The 22120-nt window shown below is 40.4% G+C and carries 17 protein-coding genes and 2 tRNA genes; 12 read left to right on the top strand and 7 right to left on the bottom strand.

Going from position 1 to position 22120, the window contains the following annotated elements; translation table 11 throughout:
* The first annotated feature begins 74 nt into the window (after positions 1 to 74).
* Entirely contained in the window at positions 75 to 1067 is a 993-nt protein-coding gene (locus J2743_RS00895; protein ID WP_209624456.1) for a methanogenesis marker 12 protein, read from the top strand.
* 110 nt (positions 1068 to 1177) lie between these two features.
* Here the strand turns inward: J2743_RS00895 and J2743_RS00890 are convergent, their stop codons facing one another.
* From J2743_RS00890 to surE, 3 genes are all read right to left on the bottom strand, one after another.
* Entirely contained in the window at positions 1178 to 1321 is a 144-nt protein-coding gene (locus J2743_RS00890) for a hypothetical protein (RefSeq protein ID WP_209624454.1), read from the bottom strand.
* Positions 1322 to 1331: 10 nt separating this feature from the next.
* Positions 1332 to 1643: a DUF2098 family protein gene (locus tag J2743_RS00885; protein ID WP_209624452.1), complete on the bottom strand. Its 312-nt coding sequence runs from the start codon at positions 1641 to 1643 to the stop codon at positions 1332 to 1334.
* A gap of 148 nt (positions 1644 to 1791) precedes the next feature.
* On the bottom strand, positions 1792 to 2568 hold the full coding sequence (gene surE, locus J2743_RS00880) for a 5'/3'-nucleotidase SurE (RefSeq protein WP_209624450.1): 777 nt from the start codon (positions 2566 to 2568) through the stop codon (positions 1792 to 1794).
* A gap of 163 nt (positions 2569 to 2731) precedes the next feature.
* On the opposite strand from surE, the gene J2743_RS00875 reads away from it, so the two are divergent.
* Positions 2732 to 3547 carry a restriction endonuclease gene (locus J2743_RS00875; RefSeq protein ID WP_245247898.1) on the top strand — a complete coding sequence of 272 codons (816 nt, stop codon included), beginning with the start codon at positions 2732 to 2734 and terminating at the stop codon, positions 3545 to 3547.
* A 261-nt stretch (positions 3548 to 3808) separates the two neighbouring features.
* Here the strand turns inward: J2743_RS00875 and J2743_RS00870 are convergent.
* A tRNA-Val gene (locus J2743_RS00870) sits at positions 3809 to 3880 on the bottom strand.
* Between the two features lie 76 nt (positions 3881 to 3956).
* Positions 3957 to 4028: transfer RNA gene (locus J2743_RS00865), tRNA-Val, on the bottom strand.
* A gap of 161 nt (positions 4029 to 4189) precedes the next feature.
* On the opposite strand from J2743_RS00865, the gene ilvE reads away from it, so the two are divergent.
* Positions 4190 to 5110, top strand: coding sequence for a branched-chain-amino-acid transaminase (gene ilvE / locus J2743_RS00860; protein ID WP_209624448.1), 921 nt, complete (start codon positions 4190 to 4192; stop codon positions 5108 to 5110).
* A 479-nt stretch (positions 5111 to 5589) separates the two neighbouring features.
* On the top strand, positions 5590 to 6429 hold the full coding sequence (gene uppP, locus J2743_RS00855) for an undecaprenyl-diphosphatase UppP (RefSeq protein WP_209624446.1): 840 nt from the start codon (positions 5590 to 5592) through the stop codon (positions 6427 to 6429).
* Between the two features lie 57 nt (positions 6430 to 6486).
* Here uppP and J2743_RS00850 read toward each other — a convergent pair whose 3' ends face one another.
* Together J2743_RS00850 and cobT are read right to left on the bottom strand one after the other, a co-directional pair.
* The gene (locus tag J2743_RS00850; protein WP_209624444.1) at positions 6487 to 7197 is read right to left on the bottom strand and encodes a cyclase family protein; all 711 of its coding nucleotides are present in this window, start codon (positions 7195 to 7197) and stop codon (positions 6487 to 6489) included.
* A gap of 189 nt (positions 7198 to 7386) precedes the next feature.
* On the bottom strand, positions 7387 to 8454 hold the full coding sequence (cobT, locus tag J2743_RS00845) for a nicotinate mononucleotide-dependent phosphoribosyltransferase CobT (RefSeq protein WP_209624442.1): 1068 nt from the start codon (positions 8452 to 8454) through the stop codon (positions 7387 to 7389).
* Between the two features lie 209 nt (positions 8455 to 8663).
* Here cobT and J2743_RS00840 point away from each other — a divergent pair, with 209 nt between their 5' ends.
* The 8 genes from J2743_RS00840 to J2743_RS00805 all read left to right on the top strand — a co-directional run bounded on the left by J2743_RS00840 (position 8664) and on the right by J2743_RS00805 (position 22012).
* A complete protein-coding gene (locus J2743_RS00840; protein WP_209624440.1) occupies positions 8664 to 10325 on the top strand; it encodes a bifunctional N(6)-L-threonylcarbamoyladenine synthase/serine/threonine protein kinase in 1662 nt (553 codons plus the stop codon).
* A 309-nt stretch (positions 10326 to 10634) separates the two neighbouring features.
* Positions 10635 to 12419 (top strand): hypothetical protein, encoded by a 1785-nt coding sequence (locus J2743_RS00835; protein ID WP_209624438.1) that lies wholly within the window; start codon positions 10635 to 10637, stop codon positions 12417 to 12419.
* 15 nt (positions 12420 to 12434) lie between these two features.
* Positions 12435 to 12938 carry a nickel pincer cofactor biosynthesis protein LarC2 gene (larC2, locus tag J2743_RS00830; protein WP_209624436.1) on the top strand — a complete coding sequence of 168 codons (504 nt, stop codon included), beginning with the start codon at positions 12435 to 12437 and terminating at the stop codon, positions 12936 to 12938.
* Positions 12939 to 13121: 183 nt separating this feature from the next.
* Positions 13122 to 13694: an XTP/dITP diphosphatase gene (locus tag J2743_RS00825; protein WP_209624434.1), complete on the top strand. Its 573-nt coding sequence runs from the start codon at positions 13122 to 13124 to the stop codon at positions 13692 to 13694.
* A gap of 121 nt (positions 13695 to 13815) precedes the next feature.
* Complete coding sequence (locus tag J2743_RS00820) at positions 13816 to 14217, top strand: 30S ribosomal protein S15 (RefSeq protein WP_209624432.1); 402 nt, start codon at positions 13816 to 13818, stop codon at positions 14215 to 14217.
* Positions 14183 to 15541 (top strand): RecJ family nuclease, encoded by a 1359-nt coding sequence (gene recJ, locus J2743_RS00815; RefSeq protein WP_209624430.1) that lies wholly within the window; start codon positions 14183 to 14185, stop codon positions 15539 to 15541. The genes J2743_RS00820 and recJ overlap by 35 nt, the downstream gene beginning before the upstream one ends.
* 141 nt (positions 15542 to 15682) lie before the next feature.
* Positions 15683 to 16885 carry an aconitase X gene (locus J2743_RS00810; protein WP_209624428.1) on the top strand — a complete coding sequence of 401 codons (1203 nt, stop codon included), beginning with the start codon at positions 15683 to 15685 and terminating at the stop codon, positions 16883 to 16885.
* 624 nt (positions 16886 to 17509) lie between these two features.
* The gene (locus tag J2743_RS00805; RefSeq protein ID WP_209624426.1) at positions 17510 to 22012 is read left to right on the top strand and encodes a cobaltochelatase subunit CobN; all 4503 of its coding nucleotides are present in this window, start codon (positions 17510 to 17512) and stop codon (positions 22010 to 22012) included.
* Positions 22013 to 22120 lie beyond the last annotated feature (108 nt).

The following is a 22120-nucleotide window of genomic DNA, read 5'->3' as shown; positions in this document are numbered from 1 at the left end:
TTTTTTAAAATCTTCAATTAGATAAATTCCTTAATTTGATACTTAATAACCTAAATCTGTATGGTGGGCTAAAAATGGTATTCGTTGGTATGGATCATGGTACTACCGGTGTTTCTTTTACAGTTTTACACGATGAACCTGTTCATTTTAAGATTGGTAGGGATGAACTTTCAGCAGGTGATGTTTCCGCTGTTGAAGAACTTTCAAAAAGGGTCAAACTTGATTCCATCCAATTAATGGCCATCACTTATGCCATGGGGGATGGCATAAACAAAATAACCCCCTTAAGTAAGGTTAAAGATCGTGGGATTCTCTCCATTGAAGGGGCAGGGAAGGTTACTGGAGGAGGAACCGCAGTTTATGAAGATATTGAAAACTCAGGAATTCCCACTGTTTTAATTCCCGGGCTGCATAAAAACACCCCGTGTATGGATCCTCGTTTCAAAGCGGCTTATTCACATCATGCCAGTGCAGAAAAGGTGAGTATATGCTACAATGCCCATCTTGAAACCGGTTTTGAGAATTTCATTGTGTCTGATATTAGCTCCAACACTGTCAGCATTCTTCTGGAGAACAGGAAAATCAAAGGAGCTGTGGATGCCTGTCTTGGTTCCATGGGTATTGTTCATGGTCCCCTTGATCTGAAGATGATTCGTGATATTGATGAAGGCACGCGCACTGCCAATCAGTGTTTTTCCCGTGCAGGGGCGGTTAAAGTGGCAGGGATAGATGAAAAAGTTGCCCATGCCAAGGATGTGCTCCTGGAAAAGTATCGCAATGGAGATTCCCGTGCCCAGCTGGCAATGGAGACCATGCTCATGACCATAGTGATGGAAATTTGGGGTCTGTTTGGAGTTGCCCAGGAAGAACTTCAGGGAGTGGTACTCACTGGTTCAGTGGGATCCATGCAGGACCCATTTGATTTCTACAGTGCACTTAAAAAAAGAGTTGAAGATATGGGAAGAGTAGTTATGCTTCCACCCACCTCTGGATCAGTGGGCAGTGCACAGATTGCCAGGGATGTTTTTAAAGGTGCCAATGACATTCTTGGAATAGAAGTACTATAACCTCTTTTTTGACCGTTTTAACCAAAATAAACATTTTTTTGACCATATTCAATGGCTTCTACTGTAGAAAATATGCTCATTCTGCCAACCAATTCCAAGATAAATTTAATCTACAGTAGAAAATATTTTGATAAAAACCCAATAAGATCACCATTAAATTCATGGCTTTGGTCTACAGTAGAAGTGATGATCCTTGATGAACCCGGTTGAACAGAAAAATAGAGACTGGTGATACCCATCAAATCCAAGACCATGAACTACTGATTAACCTCCACCATACCCCGGACCATCATTATGATCAGAGATCTCAGTGGGAGCTATGGATCTGAATCCTCTGGAACGCAATACCTTCTCTTTGATACTCATTTTCTTTTTTGATTTTTTTTGAGGCTGTTGTTGGCCATCAAACAACTCCAGATAATCAGAACGGTACAAAAGTCCTGTGGAATCTATTCGAACCCATGTTCGGTTATTGTTTGTGGATATTTCTTCTACTTTTCCTTGGGTTCTGGTTCCAATGTATTGTACCAGGGATCCCTTCTTTATTATCCTGTTACGGACGTCTCGGGCCATCATCAAATCACTTTAATAAACAAACTATTTTCTGTTGAATACTTTGATAGTCATGGAAAATATCCTTTGGGAAATCCGAACTAATTAGCTAAATGGTTCGATTGCTTCCATCATCCCCAAAAAAATTGTACTTGTATTAAAAATAATCCAATTATTCCAGCCAATCATTCATTAGATCGAGAGGAGATGTAGAATCCAAAGTAATAGGGGTTACTGTTGCACATTTTTCGCGTTTAAGTGTGTGTACATCGGTGCCTTTTTGATCATCCTCAACAGAATCCCCATCTATCCAGTAGTAGGGCCTTCCTCTGGGATCGAGGCGTTCTTGAATATGTATCCGGTACATTCTCTCACCCAAACTTGTAAGCTTGATTTCGTCACTTTTAGGGTGAGATGGAATGTTAAGATTTAAAAAATCAACTCCACTTGGTAAACCTTTATCCAGTATCATCTTGGCCACTTTCTCTGTCATTTTTTCAGCATGAGAAAAGTCTATTCCCACCTGACCGTCGTGGAATTTCATGTCATCCCTAGTCACTTGCAATGATACAGAAAGTGCAGGGACACCATGAACAGCAGCTTCCATGGCCGCTCCAATGGTCCCAGATGTCGTTAACTCAGATTTACCCAGGTTTTCTCCGATGTTAATTCCAGAAATAACTAAATCTGGCTTTTTTTGGGCAATTTGGAAGATTCCTATAATCACCGCATCGGTGGGGGTTCCAGAAACCATATGCGCTTCAGTTCCATCAGGCATGTTGGTGTTGGTAACTCTAACAGGCTCAAAAAGAGTCAATGCGTGTCCTATTCCACTTTGCTGAGTAGCTGGGGCCACTACAATAGATTCACCCAGGTTTTCGGCGGCTTTTTTGGCTGCCATGATGCCTGATGAGTTTACCCCATCATCATTAGTGAGGAGAATGGTCATAGGGGCAAATTTATACCTTCACCTCTAAATAGTTTGCGTGATGATTACTGGTTAAGGAAGGGAACAGTTTTAAGTATAAAGAAGTAGAAAACAAATAGTATAATCAAATAGATAATGAAATTATGATTTGATGTTAAATCATCCCTGTTTGAAGGTGGGGTAATTGGACAAAAACAGATTAATAAAGTTCATGGCAAGGATAATGGAAGAATCCGGCTTCAAGGTCTACCGAAACTTCCAGACCTCCAGACACATTATTGACATATATGGAGTTCTGCCCACCGTTCTTGGCGATATTGGAGTAGTTGTAGCCTGTAAAAACTATGATGACCGATGGGAAGTTGGTTTAGACGTTTTGAAGGAAATGGAAATGGTTGCAAAAACCCTTAAAGCTTCTAAGGTCGTGGTGGTAACCACTTCCTACTTCACCAACAGTGCAATTAATTATGCTGGTAGAAGGAACATTAAAACCATTGATAAAGATGGTTTAATGGTGTTAGCCAAGAAATTCTCCGCTCAAAGGAGTGAATATGGTGGAGCTGAAGTATATGAGGGAGAAGAGGCAGGTGCTGCCGAAACAACCGAAGAATACACGCCGTCTTCAAAAACTGCGTCATCATTTCCAAAAAATTCTTCCAGTTTCTTCAGTCGTGGGAAGGGTAGTTTAGATAGGGGTAAAACCCATGGCGCGTTCTCAAAATCCATTTCTTTACCTGAAACTCCTGGTTTAAAACCAATCCTCACCAATACCGTGTCATTAATCATTATTGTCTTTCTACTCTCATCGCTCATTACCTATTTCATGAGTAACGGGACAAACACAGCCACATTTGGCATTTATAAAATAATAATCGCTGCTTTGCTATCTTATGGCTTGGTGCTAGTTTCAGATCGTGATTTGAATACTATTCTAACCAAAGGAACCATTGTATTCTTCGTTGTCCTGGTGATCTACGTTCTTGCCATTATATTCTTTTAAACTATAAATTAACTTAAAATTTTTAAAAATTAGTTTTAAATAGGGAATACTCTAGTTTTAAATAGTAAAAATGGATTTTTGCCAACTTGAGAAATAACTTTTTCTACCAGTTAAGTGGAAGAATCCCATTTTTCTGCACACCGAAGAATTCTTAAAAAAGTGAAGAAGTATTTGAAGTGTGACCCAGTATGATGTTAATTTTATCATAGCCACACGTAATTTGTGAAGAGCAATATCCGAATCAGTTACAAGAAAGCAGAATGGGCCGGAGGAGATTCGAACTCCTGATCACCTCGGTGTGAGCGAGGTATCATACCCCTAGACCACCGGCCCTTAAAGATTTAATAAGATTTTAAAAGGATTTATCTACTTTTTTAAAGAAACAAAGACTAAATAAAGATTTTAAGAGTGGGCCGGAGGAGATTCGAACTCCTGATCACCTCGTTGTAAGCGAGGTATCATACCCCTAGACCACCGGCCCATAGTTAGCACTTCCATGGTTTGGCTGCTAGATTATATAAAGTTTTCCAAGATCAGACTTGTCATAAAAACAATGATGGGAAATACAATTTAATAACTAGTTTGACCAATAGATTTGGGAAGAATCTATCTAAATATATTTATTTTTTATGAGGGATATTAATGGCCTTTGACGAGTCAGGAAAAATATGGTTTAATGGAGAGTTCGTTGATTGGAAAGAAGCAAATGTTCACGCATTATCTCATGTGGTTCACTACGGATCAAGCGTGTTTGAAGGAATACGATGTTATAATACTAAAAAGGGGCCGGCAATACTCCGGTTAAAAGAACATGTGGAGCGACTGTATAATTCGGCCAAGATCTATCGGATGGAAATCCCTTACACCCAGGATGAATTCTGTCAAGCCATCGTTGACACCATAAAGATAAATGAACTTGATGCATGCTATATTCGCCCGGCCATATTCCGTGGATACGGAGAACTGGGAGTATATCCCTTGAATTGTCCTGTTGAGTCCATTATTGCTGTTTGGGCCTGGGGAAAATACTTGGGAGAGGAAGCCCTTGAACTGGGTGTGGATGTGGGTGTATCCACTTGGCGCCGTATGGCCCCTGACACCATGCCCAATATGGCCAAGGCAGGGTCCAACTACATGAACAGCCAGTTGGCCAAGATGGAAGCCGTAGCCAACAATTATGATGAAGCAATAATGCTGGATTACCAGGGAATGGTCAGTGAAGGAAGTGGAGAAAACATTTTTATAGTTAAAAACGGAGTTTTACAGACACCACCACGTGCTTCTTCCTTGCTGGATGGGATAACCAGGAATTCGATAATAACCCTGGCAAAAGATATGGATTTAGAAGTTAGAGAAGAAGAAATCCCTCGGGAAATGCTTTATACTGCTGATGAACTCTTCCTAACAGGCACTGCAGCAGAAGTCACCCCCATCAGATCTGTTGACCGCATAACTGTGGGTACTGGGAAACGTGGCGAAATAACAAAAAAACTACAGGAACGGTTTTTTGAAATTTTAAAAGCCGATGCAGATGATGTTTATGGTTGGCTGACCTTTATTTAGTTAAAAATACATGTATTTAGTTAAAATTTTATTTATTCCTTTTTACCGTTATTTTTTTCACACACCCAATTAGAGATTTATTCATCAAGAATACTATAACAGTTAGAGTTGGTTGGAAATTGCAGGTAAATTAAAGTAAAATGACACTGAAAACTGGAAAAACTTTATTTTACGGTTTAACAATTAATTAAATTGAATGTTCTGGATGTGTGCTGATCTGAATAAAATGCTAAAACTTTTAGGAAATAAGTAATTATAAATATTTGAAAAAAACCCCCATTAAAGGTGTAAAAATATTTTAACATGATTTAAAGCACGAATTAATAATAAGTTATAACTTATAAGTTACAATTTATAAGTTATAAGCACAGGGTTTACATGGAAAGGTAGTCATTAATTCTTGTAAGTGAGATGTAAGGAAAACCATCAAATTAACAAAATGAAAATAAAGATATTATCAAAGAAAGGGAGATTTATTCATGGACATTATTCAAGCAATTATCATGGGCGCTGTTCAGGGTTTAACTGAATTTTTACCCATCAGCAGCTCAGCTCATTTAGTTATAGTACCTGAAATAATGGGTGTAAAATCAAGTTTAGCCTTTGACACCCTTTTACATGTTGGAACAATAACCGCTGTGGTGGGATACTTCTGGAAAGATATTTTAGCCATGATACGGGCTTTTATATCCAGCATCATCGACATTTTCCAGGGAAACTTCAAAAAAAATCTCAAAGAAGACTCATTTAAAAGACTGACCTGGTTGGTGATCGTTGGTACCATCCCTGCCGGTTTGATGGGAGTGATCTTTAAAAATGAGTTTGAAACCCTCTTCAGTTCAGTTGCTGCAGTTGGTTTCTTCCTTCTCATAACTGGAGTTATTTTATGGGGTGCAGAATGGATTGCCAAAAGAAACAAGGATAAGGAAGATAAACAGATTAAAGAAGTTACTTTCACCAATTCGCTGGTCATAGGACTTTTCCAGGGATTTGCCATTGCCCCTGGAATATCCCGCTCTGGATCAACCATAGCTGCCGGAATATTCTCAGGATTGGAAAGAAAATTAGCAGCCCGTTACAGTTTCCTACTTTCCATACCTGCAATACTGGGTGCTGCGCTTATACAAGCAAAAGACATTGTTAGTTTTGATACGAACATGGGAGTGGCAGTTGCTGGGTTTTTATCGGCAATGATATTCAGCTACCTGGCTGTTAAATTTATGATGAGCTACATTCAAAAGCACAGCCTGGTAATATTTGCCTACTACTGCTGGATAGTTGGTGCTGTAACCTTAATTCTGACTTTCATGTGGAAATAACAGAACAGAATGATTCTCAATTTATGAATTTTTAAATTTAATCGATTTTATTTAATTTCATTTTTGAGAAATTTCAGCCAGAACTGTGCATGGAGCACCATCAAGATCTCCCACCTGCCAGGGCACAACCAGGACTTCCTGGATCTGAGTGTTATTATCAATGCCTGAAAGGTCCAAATCTTCCACAAACAACAAAGGTTTTCCAAAATCTTCATTCTTTCTAAAGGCAGTTTGATGAACTTCCATTGATTCTTTTGCATGACCATATCGAGACATAGATACTGAATCTATTCCAACACAGCGTAAATGAGGAAAATTATCCCTTAAATAGTAAACTGCCCCTGGAGAAATTCCAGGATTTTGTTCAAGATACAATTCCCGGTCTGTATCATGATACTGATGAAACCCTGTGCAAAGCAGGAGACAGTCCAGGTTATCATCAATAATTTTTGAAACATCTTCCACATCAACCAACTGCCCTGGTTTTTTAGGGCAATCCAAAACCAGAGGATGTGTAAATCTGAGTTCTTCTGGCCCGTAATCAGAAATAAATCTCCCACCAAGAACAAAGTGTGCTGGAGCATCTATGTGAGTTCCGCAATGGTTTTCAGCTGTGATTGAAGAAGTGTTATAGTTATCTCCCAGACTAATACGGTTGATGGGCTTAATTTTAAGTGGATTTAGCCCTATGTGAACCGGACTGTTTTCACGAAGAGTATATGAAAGCCGGATATATGGAAAATTTTTATTTTTACTATCTTCAGACATTAAACATCTCCCCCATCATTTGAGGTTATTGTTTTGAGTTGTTATATCCTTTTTCCAGGTCTAATTGGTGTATTTTTCCAGGAAGGCATCTTCAATTTTCCAACCTTCGGGTACTAGAAAAATGGTTGAATTTTCCCAACAAATTAGATAACGCATGGTAAAAGGGATAAATCCCTTTTTAATCCTCCCTTAAAAAATTTCCCGGCAAAGTTCCTCTGTTTTTAATCTGATATCATCTACCGAGACCCCTTTAAGATTAGCAGCTAGCATTGCCCCTCCAGCCCCAACACCTTCTTTAACCACTCCCCGGGTGTAATTTATAAGTCCATGGGTTTCTGATTTTTCAAATCCAGGGTCAACTGCAAATATGTTCAATGGTGCAATTTGCCGGGCAATGAAGTTGATATCGGAAGTTTCATCCTTGGCCACGAATATGGTGGTGGCAATAGAAACCTCATCAAAATTAAAATCAGTGATTGCTTCTTTTAAGAATGCACACACCGCAGTCATCTGTGTTCCGCCTGCCAAAATCACAGGTACAGTACTCCCTGCAGTGATCCCTGCCACTGCAGGAATCATTGGATCTCCAACAGCCCCCACTGCTTGGTATGGATCCAGAGGAATTTTATCCAGTAAACCAGCTGCCTGAAGACCTTTTTCCACGGTTTGGCGTTTGAGTGAGTGGGGGTTTTCCGGTGTGCTTCCACTGACCTTACCCCAGGCATCATAGCCCATGGCCTCCAGAACCCCTAAAGCAGTGGTGGTGCCGGCAGGAGTGCTTTCACCAATTACAACGTAACTGGTGAGTCTGGAAAGGGTTTCTCCCAACATTTTACCCTTGTTAAATATTTTACCGGGATTTTCAACTGCTTTGCCGGTTAAAATATTTTGTCCCTGTTTATCATTTATATTAACATAGGGAAGGTTGGGTTTGACAGCAGAACCCGCATCCGCTACTAAAAAAGGAATATCGGCCATTTCAAGGGATGCTTTAGTGATTACTGCTGGGGTGGGTGCGGCCTGATCTTCCACCACTGTTTGTGGTATGTCCGGAAGACATTTGGGTTCACCATGAGCAATCAACTCCACATCTGCGGCTGGTGTGTAATCAGTGAGCTCAGGTGAAGCTCCCGCACCAGTTATATCAGGTATACGTGATGTTAATGTAGATGCAATTACGCATAAAAATAATGAATCCTTATTCTGTAGTTTGTGTAGTATGTCTCGTGATCCGAAACTTTTAACGGTCTTATCCATGTTATCAATCCAAAATCCACTAGTGAACCTTCACTTATAAAGGATAGGGTGAGGTGATATATAAAATAAAAACTTGTTACCAGACAAATAAGTTACTGTATTTTGTAACCATAACATAGGAATTACAAGAAACTATCAATTAAACGTAACTAATCTAAATCAATTTATTGATTAAATTCATTAAAATAACATTTTCAGAATTTTAAAGTGTGATCCAATTGATATGTATAGGATTAGAGGGAACAGCCGAGAAAACTGGTGTGGGAATTGTAGATTCTGAAGGCAACATTCTGGCTTCCCAGGGTAATGCTCTCATTCCAGAGAAGGGAGGAATACATCCTCGTGAGGCAGCCGAACATCATGCTGAAAACCTGATTCCGCTTATTAAACAAGCACTGGAAGAAGCCAATCTAGAGCTTGACGATGTTGATCTGGTGTCTTTTGCCCGTGGACCGGGTCTGGGACCTGCTCTACGCACCGTGGCCACAGCTGCACGTAGCCTGGCTCTCATGCTAGGTGTGCCCATAATAGGTGTGAACCATTGCATAGGCCATGTAGAAATTGGCAGGCTGACTACTGGATGCCAGGACCCCCTGACACTCTACGTCAGTGGAGGGAACACCCAGGTGATTGCATTTGATTCTGGTCGTTACCAGATCTTCGGAGAGACCCTGGATATCGCCATTGGCAACTGTCTGGATCAGTTCGGCCGTGAAGTTGGTTTAGGACATCCTGGGGGCCCCAGAGTAGAAGAACTGGCCAAAAAATCTGAAAATTACATTAAATTACCCTACACTGTGAAGGGTATGGATTTATCCTTCTCAGGGTTGCTCACTGCTGCCATCCGTAAATATGAATCTGGATCTCGTCTGGAAGATGTCTGTTACAGTCTGCAGGAAACTGCTTTTTCCATGCTGGTGGAGGTGACTGAACGGGCACTGGCCCATGCCAATAAGTCAGAGGTACTGCTGGTGGGTGGTGTTGCCGCCAATCAGCACCTGCGCAAGATGCTGGAGATCATGGCCAGAGAACATTACGCAGAGTTTTACATGCCAGAAATGAAATACTGTGGAGATAATGGTGCTATGATAGCCTGGTTGGGTCTTTTAATGCACAAACATGGTGTTAAACAGGCCATCAAGGATACTAATGTTATACAGCGTTACCGTACCGACAAGGTGGATGTTCCCTGGAGGGAAAAATCATCCCTGAAACTGGAATTACCTCCAGAATTAGTGGCTAAAGGTGCAGAGGCCAACATCTACCCTGATCACTATCTTGGTGAGGAAGTGCTCCTAAAAAAGAGAATCCCCAAAGGATATAGAATCCGGGAGATTGACACCTATCTTCGCAAGAAGCGAACCAAAAAAGAAGCAAAGCTCCTGGGAGAAGCAAAACGTTGTGGGGTTGTTACCCCCCTGATTTACGATGTGGACCCGACTGAAAGCATCATCACCATGGAAAAAATTCCAGGAAAAGAAGTTAAAGAAGTTTTCAGCAAGAAAACTCCCCTAGATATATCAGAAATAATTTCAATTTCAGAAGGTATTGGTGAAAATGTGGCCCGCCTCCATGACTGCAGCATAATCCATGGGGATCTCACCACCAGTAACATTATTTTAAGTCCAAATACGGAAAATGAGGACTATAGACTGGTTTTTATCGACTTTGGCCTGGGAAAAATCTCTGATCTGGTTGAAGATAAGGGGGTGGATCTTCTTGTATTCAAGAAGGCCATTAATGGAATTCACCATGACATCAGTCAGATCTGTTTTGATGCCATAATTAAAGGATATGGCGGTGCTAGAGATAGTAAAGAAGTTGTGGGTAAAATTAATGAAATTGAAAGCAGGGGTCGTTACACCTCCTAAAAATAACTAGAAAGTTATAACTTATTAGTTATAAGTTATAATTTTTTTTATAACCACACAAAAAAATATTGAGTAGGAACATTCAAGGAAGATATAATTATATCAGCCCATTAACTCTACTAGTTTAGATCACACTAGTTTTTTAAATGTTTATTTCCATTTTAACAAGTATTTTAAAGTGATATTACGATTTAAAACTTCCATATAAAGCATCCCACATAATAATTTTTTGATCTAAGTTAATATAGAACCATGTTGTCGGAAAAAAATTATATGAAACCATCTCCATAAAATATACGCAGTGATTCTATGGAAAAAGAAATAATTGCAGCAATTATGGCTTCAACCTCCGATATAGATATGATGACCAATGATCGGATAGAAGCTCTGACCAAAGGTCATGGTATGTTAAACATCGCTGCCATATGCGCAGCAAACTCCATTGCTGAAGATGTTCTGAGGGGGACAGAAATAAGACTCACTGACCACAACGTCCAACGATTACCGATAGATGACGTATTAAGAAAAGCAATAGAAGCAGCAGAGCTCGCAGGAGCTGACCCAGCAAATGCCGCCCTCATAAGTGCTTGTCTTTGTTATTTCGCAGGTACCAATGCCCAGGCAGGAGTACCCGCAGGTAACAGGAAGTTAGGGGCAATGGCCAGGATAATCGCAGGAGTAGATCGTTGCGGTGTCATAGCCGTGCCCACCGCCAAGGTAAACAACAGGATATCTGGATATGCGGCAGTTAGAGCTGTATATGATGCTGTTTATGAGAATAAGATCATCCCCGAAGTAGACGGAAGCATCATGCCCATGGGTGTGGGTGGAGGGCCACTTTATGGCCACGGAGCCCTAGGAGAAGACGTAGCTTTCCCAGAAATTGCGAAAAATGGCGCGGCCGCAGGGGCAAAGGGTATGTTAAAAGCTTATGCCAACGTAGGCATGCCCCCCAGCCCAATAACCGCCGCAATATTTGGAGCTGCAGCTATACTGGAAATAGTCCATCCTGATTCCGAAGTCGGGGAGGAATACGGCGCAATTTTCAAAGACAACAGTGCATACGTTGCCGGAGTAGGTGCAGTTCAAGCAACGGGACTCCCTGAAAAACTTCATATCAGAGGAACCGGAGAGGAATATGACACCGCGCGCCTGGTGGGTGATTTGGGTGTTATATTAAAAGATATTGGAGGACCTTCAGTTATAGGTATGATGGCCTTCGAAGAAATGTTATCCTCATTCGAAGAATCCCTGGCCATTGGTGCAGGTTTCTCTGGTGGACCATTACAACCCCCACTAGGTCATATGACTGCAGATGCGGTACTGGCCATGAAAGTGCTCATCAGCAGCGATGGAGACTTGGAGGCTGCCTCAGAAAAAATAAAAGAAATCAAAGAAAACTTTTGGCTTGAACCAGAACTGGCCAAAGTAGCCACCAACACCATATCTCGTAAATCAGAACAGGTTAAAAGAGGACCAGTGACCAAAGCAATGATACTGGCCACAGATGGTGGACTAACACGTGCAGTATCTGACCGAGCTAAATTCACCTACGATAAACTGAAAGAAGGCAACAAACTGGATAACATTGTGCGCATGCTGGACGATGAGAAAGTGGAAAATGTGGAAAATGCCTGCAGTGTCCTTTTCAGTCAAATGATGGGAAAAGATATAAAGATAGATATAACCCGTTACCAAGGATGCGCTAGAAGAAGTCCTAATGCCTTCCTTAAAAGATACTGTGGATTCGACACAGACGCAGCAGTAGAAATAACCATTGATGGAAAAAAAATAGTACTGGATGGTTTATCCCAGAATGTGATCCCAGATGCAGTGATCAACAAAAAAACTGACATATTGGAAGTGATTCCATTAGCAGCTGTTCCAGTGACCGAATTACAACTGTGTGGCCATACTATTATAAACATCATAGTACCGTCAGCCGTGGCTGCTGCAATGGGAAGCGACCTAACACCAAACGAAATAGCCAAACAGGCCGTGAATGGAGCATACGTATCTTCAGCAATTCCTGGAGGAATTCAAAGAGCAGAAGAAGTTTGTAAACGTGCTATAAAAATAATGGCAGAACTTTAATCCATGAGGTAAACAATGCTGTTGATGACTACTGTTGATGATCTACCAGCCGAAGGCTTGCCTTACGTGATTGAAAGGACTATGGAGAAAGGAGCCAAAAACATACACGTCCTTAATGGTATCACTAAAAAAGGACGTGTTGAATATATTTTTTTAGTGGATGTTGACCAACAACACCAGGAAGATGTATCTGCTTTACTTGCCCTGGAATTAGGTACATTAGGAATAAAAACTTTTAAAACAGAACACATCCCCCTCCCATTTGAGATTAACTCCCGAAAAGTGACAATCGAAGCTGGAAATAAACTGTTTGAGTCAGAAGTACGCGTTAAATACCTGAAAAATGGTGATGATCAAGTTATATCCTTAAAAGCAGAATATGAGGATATTAAAAAAATTGCATTAGGCCTTGAATCTAAGGGGATACAACTTCCTCTATCAAAGTTAAAGACTATTATTGAGGCCGAAGCTTATAAAAAAATCCTTAATGAGGAAAATGTGGTTATTAAAGTTGATTAAATGACTATCCATTGAAATTTCTTTTTCTTAAACTTTTTATTAAATATGCCTTTACCTTTTAAAAACATAATTCTCTGTGATTAAAAATTTTGAATAAAAATTCTAAATAAGGAAATAAGTTCGCTTATTGTGATAAGATTTAAGCTATTACTAACCAAGAATCTATTATTTCGGTGAAACATTATGAATAAAAATGAAGATAGTTTAGTCATAACCTTTATAACTGGTAACCAACACAAAGTAAAAGAAGCTCAAGGAATCTTCCAAAAGTTCGATATCGAACTGGAACACATAGATCTGGGCTACCCAGAAATCCAAGGAGAACTGGCAGACGTTTCCATCTTCGGAGGAAAAGATGTTGCCAGACGATTGGAAAAACCAATCATTGTAGAAGATGCTGGTCTGTTTATTCGCTCTCTTAAATGGTTTCCGGGTACCTATTCATCTTACGTGCAAGACACCCTGGGTAATTCGGGCATTTTAAAACTGATGGACAATGTCCAAGACCGTTACGCTGAGTTCAGGTCGGTAATTGGGTTTGCAACACCCAAGACCGAGCCCAAGACTTTTTTAGGCGTAGTCGGAGGGCAAATAGCACATCAAGAAAAAGGAAAGCATGGCTTCGCATACGATCCACTTTTCATACCAGAAGGATACGATAAGACCTTCGGTGAGCTCACTAGAGAAGAAAAAAATGAGTTATCCCATCGCCGACGTTCCCTGGAGAATTTTGCCTGCTGGTATAAAGATTTATAGTCACCAGGAATTAATTAATCTTAAACCCCAGTTGACTTATAGATGAACTAATTAAAATGAACTAATTAAATATCAGGTTAATTGATTAATAAAGAAAATTGAAGATTATAGAGGTGATTTAATGGCAGCAAAGCCTGAATGGGTTGAATACTCAACCGAAGAAATAGAAGAAATAATTTTAAAACTTAGAAAAGAAGGAAAATCAACCAGTGTCATCGGAGTAATCCTGAGAGACCAGTACGGAATTCCGGACGTTAAAAGTGTAACAGACATGAAAATAACCAAGATCCTGGAAAAACACGGCCAGACCGAAGAATACCCTGAAGATCTCATGAACCTCATCCGTAAAGCAGTGAACATCAGGGACCACCTTAAAGAAAACCCCAAAGACCTACACACTAAACGGGGTCTGCAACTGGTTGAATCCCGAATCAGAAGACTGGTGAAATATTACACCCGAGAAGGAGTACTCCCTGAAGGATGGAGATATGAACCAAAACAAGCAGCACTACTTGTTAAATAGGGCTGAAGAAGCAGGTGTGCTCCTCAAAGAGCATTTAGATGGTGATCATGTGGTGAGAGTGATCTCCCACAATGATTCGGATGGCATATCGGCTGCAGGTGTTATCTGCAATGCCATATCACAAGAAGGAGGGAAATTTCATGTTACCATGGTCCCTCGACTTAAAGAGGAAGTCCTAAATCGTCTTGCCAGGGAAAAATATGAACTCTTCTTTTTCTGTGACATGGGTAGTGGTTTTGTGGAAAGAATCAGCCGACTCAATGGTCAGGCCATAATCGCAGACCACCATCAGACCATGGACCAAACCGGAGACGATGCGGAAAGTTTGATACATGTAAATCCACATCTATTTGGACTGGACGGAACCCGTGATGTAAGTGCATCCGGAGTAACATATCTAACTGTACGCCCATTAAAAAAAGTAGAATTGTCAGGATTGGCCCTGGTAGGTGCTTTTGGAGATATGCAATACTCTAATGGTTTTCAAGGAGTCAATCAAACCATCCTTACCGAGGCAACTAAATCTGGGGTGGTTGAAGAGCAAGAAGATCTCAAAATAGCCTCCAAGGTCGAACCACTCTACAAAGCCCTTGCTCACACCTTCCAACCGGCAATTCCTGGAATATCAGGAGATCTTGAAGGAAGCCAGGCCTTTCTGGAAAAAATAGGCATATCTTACGGTATAAAATTCACGGACCTGGCCAATGAAGAGAAAGACTTCCTCACAGAACAGTTAACCAAATTGAATCCCCAAATCTTCGGTAACGTGTACAGTATCCCTAAAGAAAACCCTGCACTGAGAAATCTGGAAAATTACGCTGAAATTTTAGATGCTTGTGGTAAAAACAAACGTTATTCTGTTGGTTTGAGCATTTGTTTAGGTGATCGGGAGTCTGCTGTAGCTGAAGGGGTGGAATTTCTCAACAAATACCATGACTCCCTTATCAAAGGTATCAGCTGGATCAGGAGAGAGGGTTCTCAGGAAATGGAATGTGTCCAGTACATCTACACTGAAGATAAGGAAAAAAAGAAGATCATGGGAACTTTAGCTAGTTTAGGCATTGACCTGGATCTTCTAAATCCTCAAAAGCCAGTTATAACCCTGTCACGAATGCATGACCAGATCAAGGTTTCTGGCCGCACCACTATGAAGATGACTGGTAAAGGAGTTAACCTAGGATTTGCACTTGAACAGGCGGCTAAAAGCTTTAACGGTGCTGGTGGCGGGCATACCATTGCTGCCGGTGCTGTGGTGCCCTACAGGGAACTTGAAAACTTCAAAAATTTGGTTAATGATATTGTAAGCACCCAACTCAGTGGCTGAATAAAACCAATGCAACATAATTTACAGTTACTGTCAATTTAACTCCTTTTCCAAATTTGAAGGAGATTTTAAGAACTAAAAAAGGATTCTGAGAACTAAATAAATATCTAAGAATTAAAAAATCTACAAATGAGGCATTTCATGCATCTTACCCGAGAAGAGGAAAAAATGTATGCAGGCGAATATGGGCCTGCTGTGGCAAAATCCATGGAAATTTTGGTTGCTCTGGGAGATATTTACCAAGCCAATGGTATGGTAGAAGTAGTATCCGCCCAAATATCCGGAGTTTCCTACAAAACCATTGGGGATGCAGGTTTAGAGTACCTGGAGGATCTGGTTGGTGAAGGTGCCCAGGTTCGTGTTCCCAGCACCCTCAACCCGGCAGGCGTTGATCTGGACCAGTGGCATGAACTTGGTTTTAGTGAAGAATTCACCAAAAAACAGCTCCTTATTGTAGACTCCTACCGTAAAATGGGAATCAGCACCACCTGCACCTGCACTCCCTACCTTGTAGGTAATGTGCCCATATTAGGCAGTCACGTTGCCTGGTCAGAGTCGTCTGCTGTTTGTTATGCTAACTCAGTTTTGGGAGCCCGGACCAACAGGGAAGGAGGTCCAGGAGCATTATCCGCAGCCATATGTGGAAGAACCCCTAATTACGGTTACCATTTGGATGAAGGAAGAATTCCCAACCTGCTGGTAGAGGTTGAAACCCCCTTAAATGGCTCTGATTACGGTGCACTGGGATACCAGGTTGGGAAAACAGTGGGAAGTGGTGTGCCCTATTTCCAATTAAAAAGTAACAAGCAAAAAATCCCAAAAGTTAACGAGTTAAAAGCCCTAGGTGCTGCGCTGGCTTCTTCAGGAGCTGTGGCTCTTTACCATGTGGAGAAGGTAACTCCAGAATATAAGGATGTAAATAAACAGCTTGCCAATTTGGATAAATTAACCATAACCCGGGAAAATGTCAAAGAAACCCGGGAAAAACTATCCATTTCCAGCAAAAAACCGGATTTGGTATGTCTTGGATGTCCTCATGCTTCTTTAGAAGAGATCGGTGAAGTTGCCAGGTTTTTAACGGATAAACGGCTTGACAATGAATTGTGGGTGTGCACCTCCATCTCCATTAAAGCTGCTTCTGATAGAATGGGCTACACTAAAACCATTGAAAAGGCAGGTGGTCATGTTGTCTGTGATACCTGCATGGTGGTAGCTCCTATAGAAGACCTGGGTTTTAAAGTGATCGGTGTTGATTCTGCCAAGGCAGCAAACTACGTGCCCAGTATGTGCGGATTAGATGTAGTATTTGATGACTGGAAGAATTTGATATCCATAAAAAGTTAATTTATGGGATTAACATTATTTTTCTTATTTTCCAAAGCTTTCAATTCAGATAAATCAATATACTAACCCCCTCCTCAACACTGAACTCTAGGAAAATTGGGGTTTGGTTGAATACTACCCCACACAACATTGAAAATGATTAGAAATCTAGAAACGTCACATAGTAGTAATGTCTGTGAGAAGACTTATTAGGAACAAAACTCAGCCTCCCCCCCCTGCTTTTTTTAAACTTTGTACTCTGATTTTTTAGAATTCGTGGTGATCGGGCGAAGATAAGGCTTATGAGGTTTCCACGCGGGGTAATTCTGGAACATCCGATTCTAGTTTGCATAATACATCCATAATTGGTGTGATTACCCCGTTTTTAATAAATTTAAATATCAAAAATGAAAATAAAGCTAAATTTCTAATTTTTAATCATGATAAATCGTGATTAATGTTTATGTAACTTAAATTTTATTTATTGAAAAATCGTGGAAAATCAATAATTTTTTATTACTTATTAAATTTGTATTACGATTAAACTCTATTTTTTATTTTAGTAATAAGATAAAAGTATATATATTGTATTACACTAGTAATGCTGACCCAAATATAATATTAAAAAAAAGGAGGTGAAAAAATATGAGAAAACAGGTGACAAAACAAATGTTTCTATTATTAACCTGCCTTGTTTTCACATTAGCTCTTTCTGGAGCAGTATCAGCAGAAAAAACCACGGATGGGGTGATAGAGCAGAATCCAATTTCAACAACAGACCCCCATGATATAGAAAATAATTCGGTTTCTGAAAACCAGTTGTTGAATACAGTGATTAAAGGGCAAGTTTTAGACTGTACAACCAATGAACCATTCCCTCAAGTGACTGTAAATGCGGAAAATGATGGTGAATTGCTGGCCAGTACTTTAACTGGTCCAGATGGAAAATACGAGTTACAATTTTTAAGTAATTTAACCGGTTTTAATGTAACCGCAAATTACCCCAATCATAAACCATCATCCCAGCAAGTAACAACCAATGTTTCCGAAAATAGCAGTCAACTACAGACAGGCAATGTTGATTTCCATCTTGGTAAACCAAAGGTTTTATTCCTTCTTGGAGGCCTTGGAGGAACTTCAAACATATCCCCTGCGTTAATTGCAGCCATAAACAATAGACAGGACATTGAAAGTACCATAATAAGAAAAAATGCCATACCATCAGATATGGACTTCAAAAGTTTCGACATGATCTTTGTAGATGCAATATGGCCCAGCACACCAGACTATGAATCTCTAAAAATTCGACTTCAGGAAGCCATGGCATCTAATACTATAGTCGCTACCCGAGCCATATACAGCATTGCTGATTGGAGAGAAGTGGGTAATGTTAACATGACCCAACATTCCTGGATCCCTACCTACTGGAAAAATACAAATTTGTACATGACCACCACCAGTGTTCACAATTCAAACAATCTGATAGATTATCTCTGCGTTAAATTATTGGATTTAAACTCAATTAATGCAGGTGGAAATCCACTAACCCCAATAAAACTTCCTAAAGAAGGAATATACCACCCTGATGCCACCACATACTTCACTAATTTAACCAGTTACTTAAGCTGGTATACGAACTATGACAGTGCCCAACCAACAGTAGCTATCTGTTTTGGACAAAGTGCCTACAATAATTTAAACACTGCAGTTATTGATGCACTGGTAAGAGCTTTTGAAGCACTTGATTACAACGTTGTACCTTACTTCTACGATCACGAAGGATATGCGCAAGGACAACCAGTCGTTGACCAATATCTAATAAAAGATGATGCATCCATTGCTGATCTAATAATCCACTACAGAGCAGCTAGCTGGAACACAGTGATCCCTTTGGATAACGTAACTGTCGAACTGGAACGTTTGAACGTGCCTATTGTAAAGGCATTGACTTCCGATGGAACATACGAAGAGTGGTTAAATGCAACTATAGGTGTTTCTTCTAGTGATCTATCTTACACTATGGCCAACATGGAAATACAGGGAATCATTGAACCAATTGTTATTGCTTCAGAAGAAAAAACCGCAGCGGGTATCACGATAAATGTTCCTATCGACAGACAAATTCAGTGGATGGTTGACTGCTGCAAGGCATGGATTAAACTCAACCCAAAATACACTCCAAACTCCGAGAAAAAAGTAGCTATTGTCTACTGGAGTCCAACTGGTAAAGATAAAGGAGTAGGAGCATCTCATTTAGATGTTTACGCCAGTATACCAGAACTATTGCAGGCTTTGAAAGACAGCGGATACAATTTAGGTAAGGAACCGTTACCTGATACTGAAACGTTGGTTAATCTCACCAGGAATCAGGGCTTGAACATTGGACTCTGGGCACCAGGAGAATTAAAAAAACTGGTTGAGAACTACCCAGTAATTTTAATATCTGAAGAAGAATATTTAAACTGGTTTAACAGTTTAAACGCCGCTAAACGTCAAGAAGTCATTGATATGTGGGGAGAACCACCAGGTGACATCATGATGTACGAAAAAAATGGTAAAAAATATCTGGTTCTACCCGTGATCCAGTTTGGTAATGTTATAATAGCACCAGAACCCTCACGTGGATACAACCAGGATCAGGACGCACTTTACCACAGTGGAACTGTGCCACCAACTCACCAATACCTGGCTTTCTACTTCTGGCTCAACAATGGATTCGGTGCAGATGCAGTAATTGACTTTGGAAAACACGGAACTGTAGCTTGGCTACCTGGTAAAAGTGGATCTGGACTTGACTGTGAAAATGACTGGCCAGCAATAGTCAGCCAGGACATGCCTGTGATATATGTATTCACGGTAGAAGGAAGTGAAAGTACTCTACCTAAAAGAAGGCAAAATGCAGTAATCATCAGTCATTTAATACCCTCAATGACCATAGCCGGGCTTTACGGAGACTTGGCCGTACTTTCAGATAAAATAGAACAGTACGAAACCACCATAGATCTCAGTGTTAAAGAAGAATACAAAAAAAGCATTACTCAACTGGTCCTGGATTTAAAACTCAACGAGGACCTTAACCTAGATATGACCCTGGCAACAACAAATTTCGATGCATTTGCAGATAAAATTCATGACTATCTGACAGAACTTGAATCGGAATTCATAACCAATGGTCTGCATATTCTGGGAACAGTTCCCACAGGAGATAAAATGCTCTACATGGTACAATCGCTCCTTGGATATAATTTTAGAGAGTACATGCAAAACAATAACTTAACCGATGAACAGATCTATCAGCTGCTAAATCAAACCTTAATACAGAACAAAACAGTTTCAGAGGCCCAAAACGCAGTTTTAGGAAAAGAATCTCCAGAAATGACTAATTACCTTAACCTAGCTATAAAATACAAAGGTTATTTAGGTGAATGTAATCAGGAAATTGATAGTTTACTCGAGGCACTTAATGGAGGTTATGTTCCTTCTGGAGCTATGGGTGATCCTATTAAGAATCCTGAAGTTCTTCCAACAGGTACTAACCTTTATTCCTTCGATCCTAGAGTAATGCCAACAGAAGAAGCGTGGAATATTGGAGTACAACTTGTTGATGAAATGCTTGCTCGTTATCTGCAAGAAAAAGGAGAGTGCCCAACCAAAATCGCCTTCATGCTCTGGGCCACACACACCATACAAGATAAAGGGGTTATGGAAGCAGAAATATTGTACCTTTTGGGTGTAAAACCTATTCGAGATCCTGTTTCCAAGTACATAACTGGTGTGGAACTCATTGAAAATCTGGGAAGACCAAGAATCGATGTCTTGGTAACTACAACTGCACTTTATCTCAACGACTATCCTTACACTTTAGACGTCTTGGATAAAGCCATTAGATTAGCAGCAACCGCTAATGACACTACATATCCCAATTATGTCAAGTTAAATTCTGAAGCCATCTATCAGCAACTAATTGCACTAGGATACAATGAAACCCAGGCTATAAATGCCAGCACGTCACGTATATTCTCACAAGAACCTGGAAATCATCATAATCCATTGGAAGATGCTATTGTTATGAGTGACACTTGGGAATCAGACGAAAAACTGGCTGACTCCTACATTGAAACCTTTGGAAATGTCTATGGATTAGGTGGAAGTTCAGTGCACACGTCTGACCTTTACAGCATGAACCTTGCTTCCAGTCAGGTTGCTATGTTCAGAAGGTACGTCGACGCCAACACGTTACTAAGTGGAGATGACTACGCTGCCTACTTTGGTGGTTTAGGACTGGCCATTAGAACTGTTTCTGGTAATGATCCCTTAATGTGGATCAGCAACCTAGAAAACCCAAATAATCCCCTTATTGAATCCCTTTCTGAATCTCTGGCTAAGGATGTGAGGACCACATACTATAACCCCAAATGGATTCTGGCCATGCAAGGTCACGGATCAGCGGGTGCCCGTGCAATCACTGGCTTTGTGGAAAATATGTTCATGTGGGATGTAACCAGTCCGGGTTCAGTGACTAATGGAATGTGGGATGATGCGTATAAGGTGTATGTGCAGGATAAATATGGTTTAGGTATTAAAAATTGGTTTAATTCCAACAATCCATATGCTGCACAATCCATGTATGCTAAAATGATGGATGCAGCTCGGAAAGAATACTGGCAGACTAATGACGCCATAAAAATGGATTTGGCTAATCAATGGGCTGAATCCGTTATTACCAGTGGGGTAGCTTGTTGTGATTGCACATGTGCTAACATGGCCCTAGTTGAGTGGGCATCCACTTATCTGAACCCAGACATGCTTTCCAAGTTGAATACTAAAATGTATGAAGCAACAGGACAAGCACGATTTGCTCCAAGTCCAACACCATCGCAGACTCAACCCCAATATTCAAGTCAGCCTCAATCTACTGGTACTACTTCCCAGTCCTCCTCTCAAAGTAGTGGAGTTGTTGGTGAAGCTAGTGAACAGTCCGAATCTCAAGAAAGTGTCAGTCCAGGTGAACAGGGACAGGCTAAAGCTTATGAAGTTTCAGAAGAAAGTAATTCTGGTACTTCTGATTCCAGTTTACCAGCCGCGGCTATTGTTGGTGTGATAGCGTTGGTCTGTTTGATAGGGTTTGGTTACTTCCGTGCTCGATAAAAAAATCTTCCCCCCTTTCTTTTTTTGGGGATTAACACTTATTTTTTATTATTCGATATAATCGTCTTCAAGTGAAAAAGGATCCACAATAAAATTTTACCCTAACTG

It is taken from the genome of Methanobacterium petrolearium, assembly GCF_017873625.1.
GTDB classification, from domain to species: domain Archaea; phylum Methanobacteriota; class Methanobacteria; order Methanobacteriales; family Methanobacteriaceae; genus Methanobacterium; species Methanobacterium petrolearium.
The sequence above is the reverse complement of the archived record's forward strand: the minus strand, read 5'-3'. Positions and strand labels throughout refer to the sequence as shown.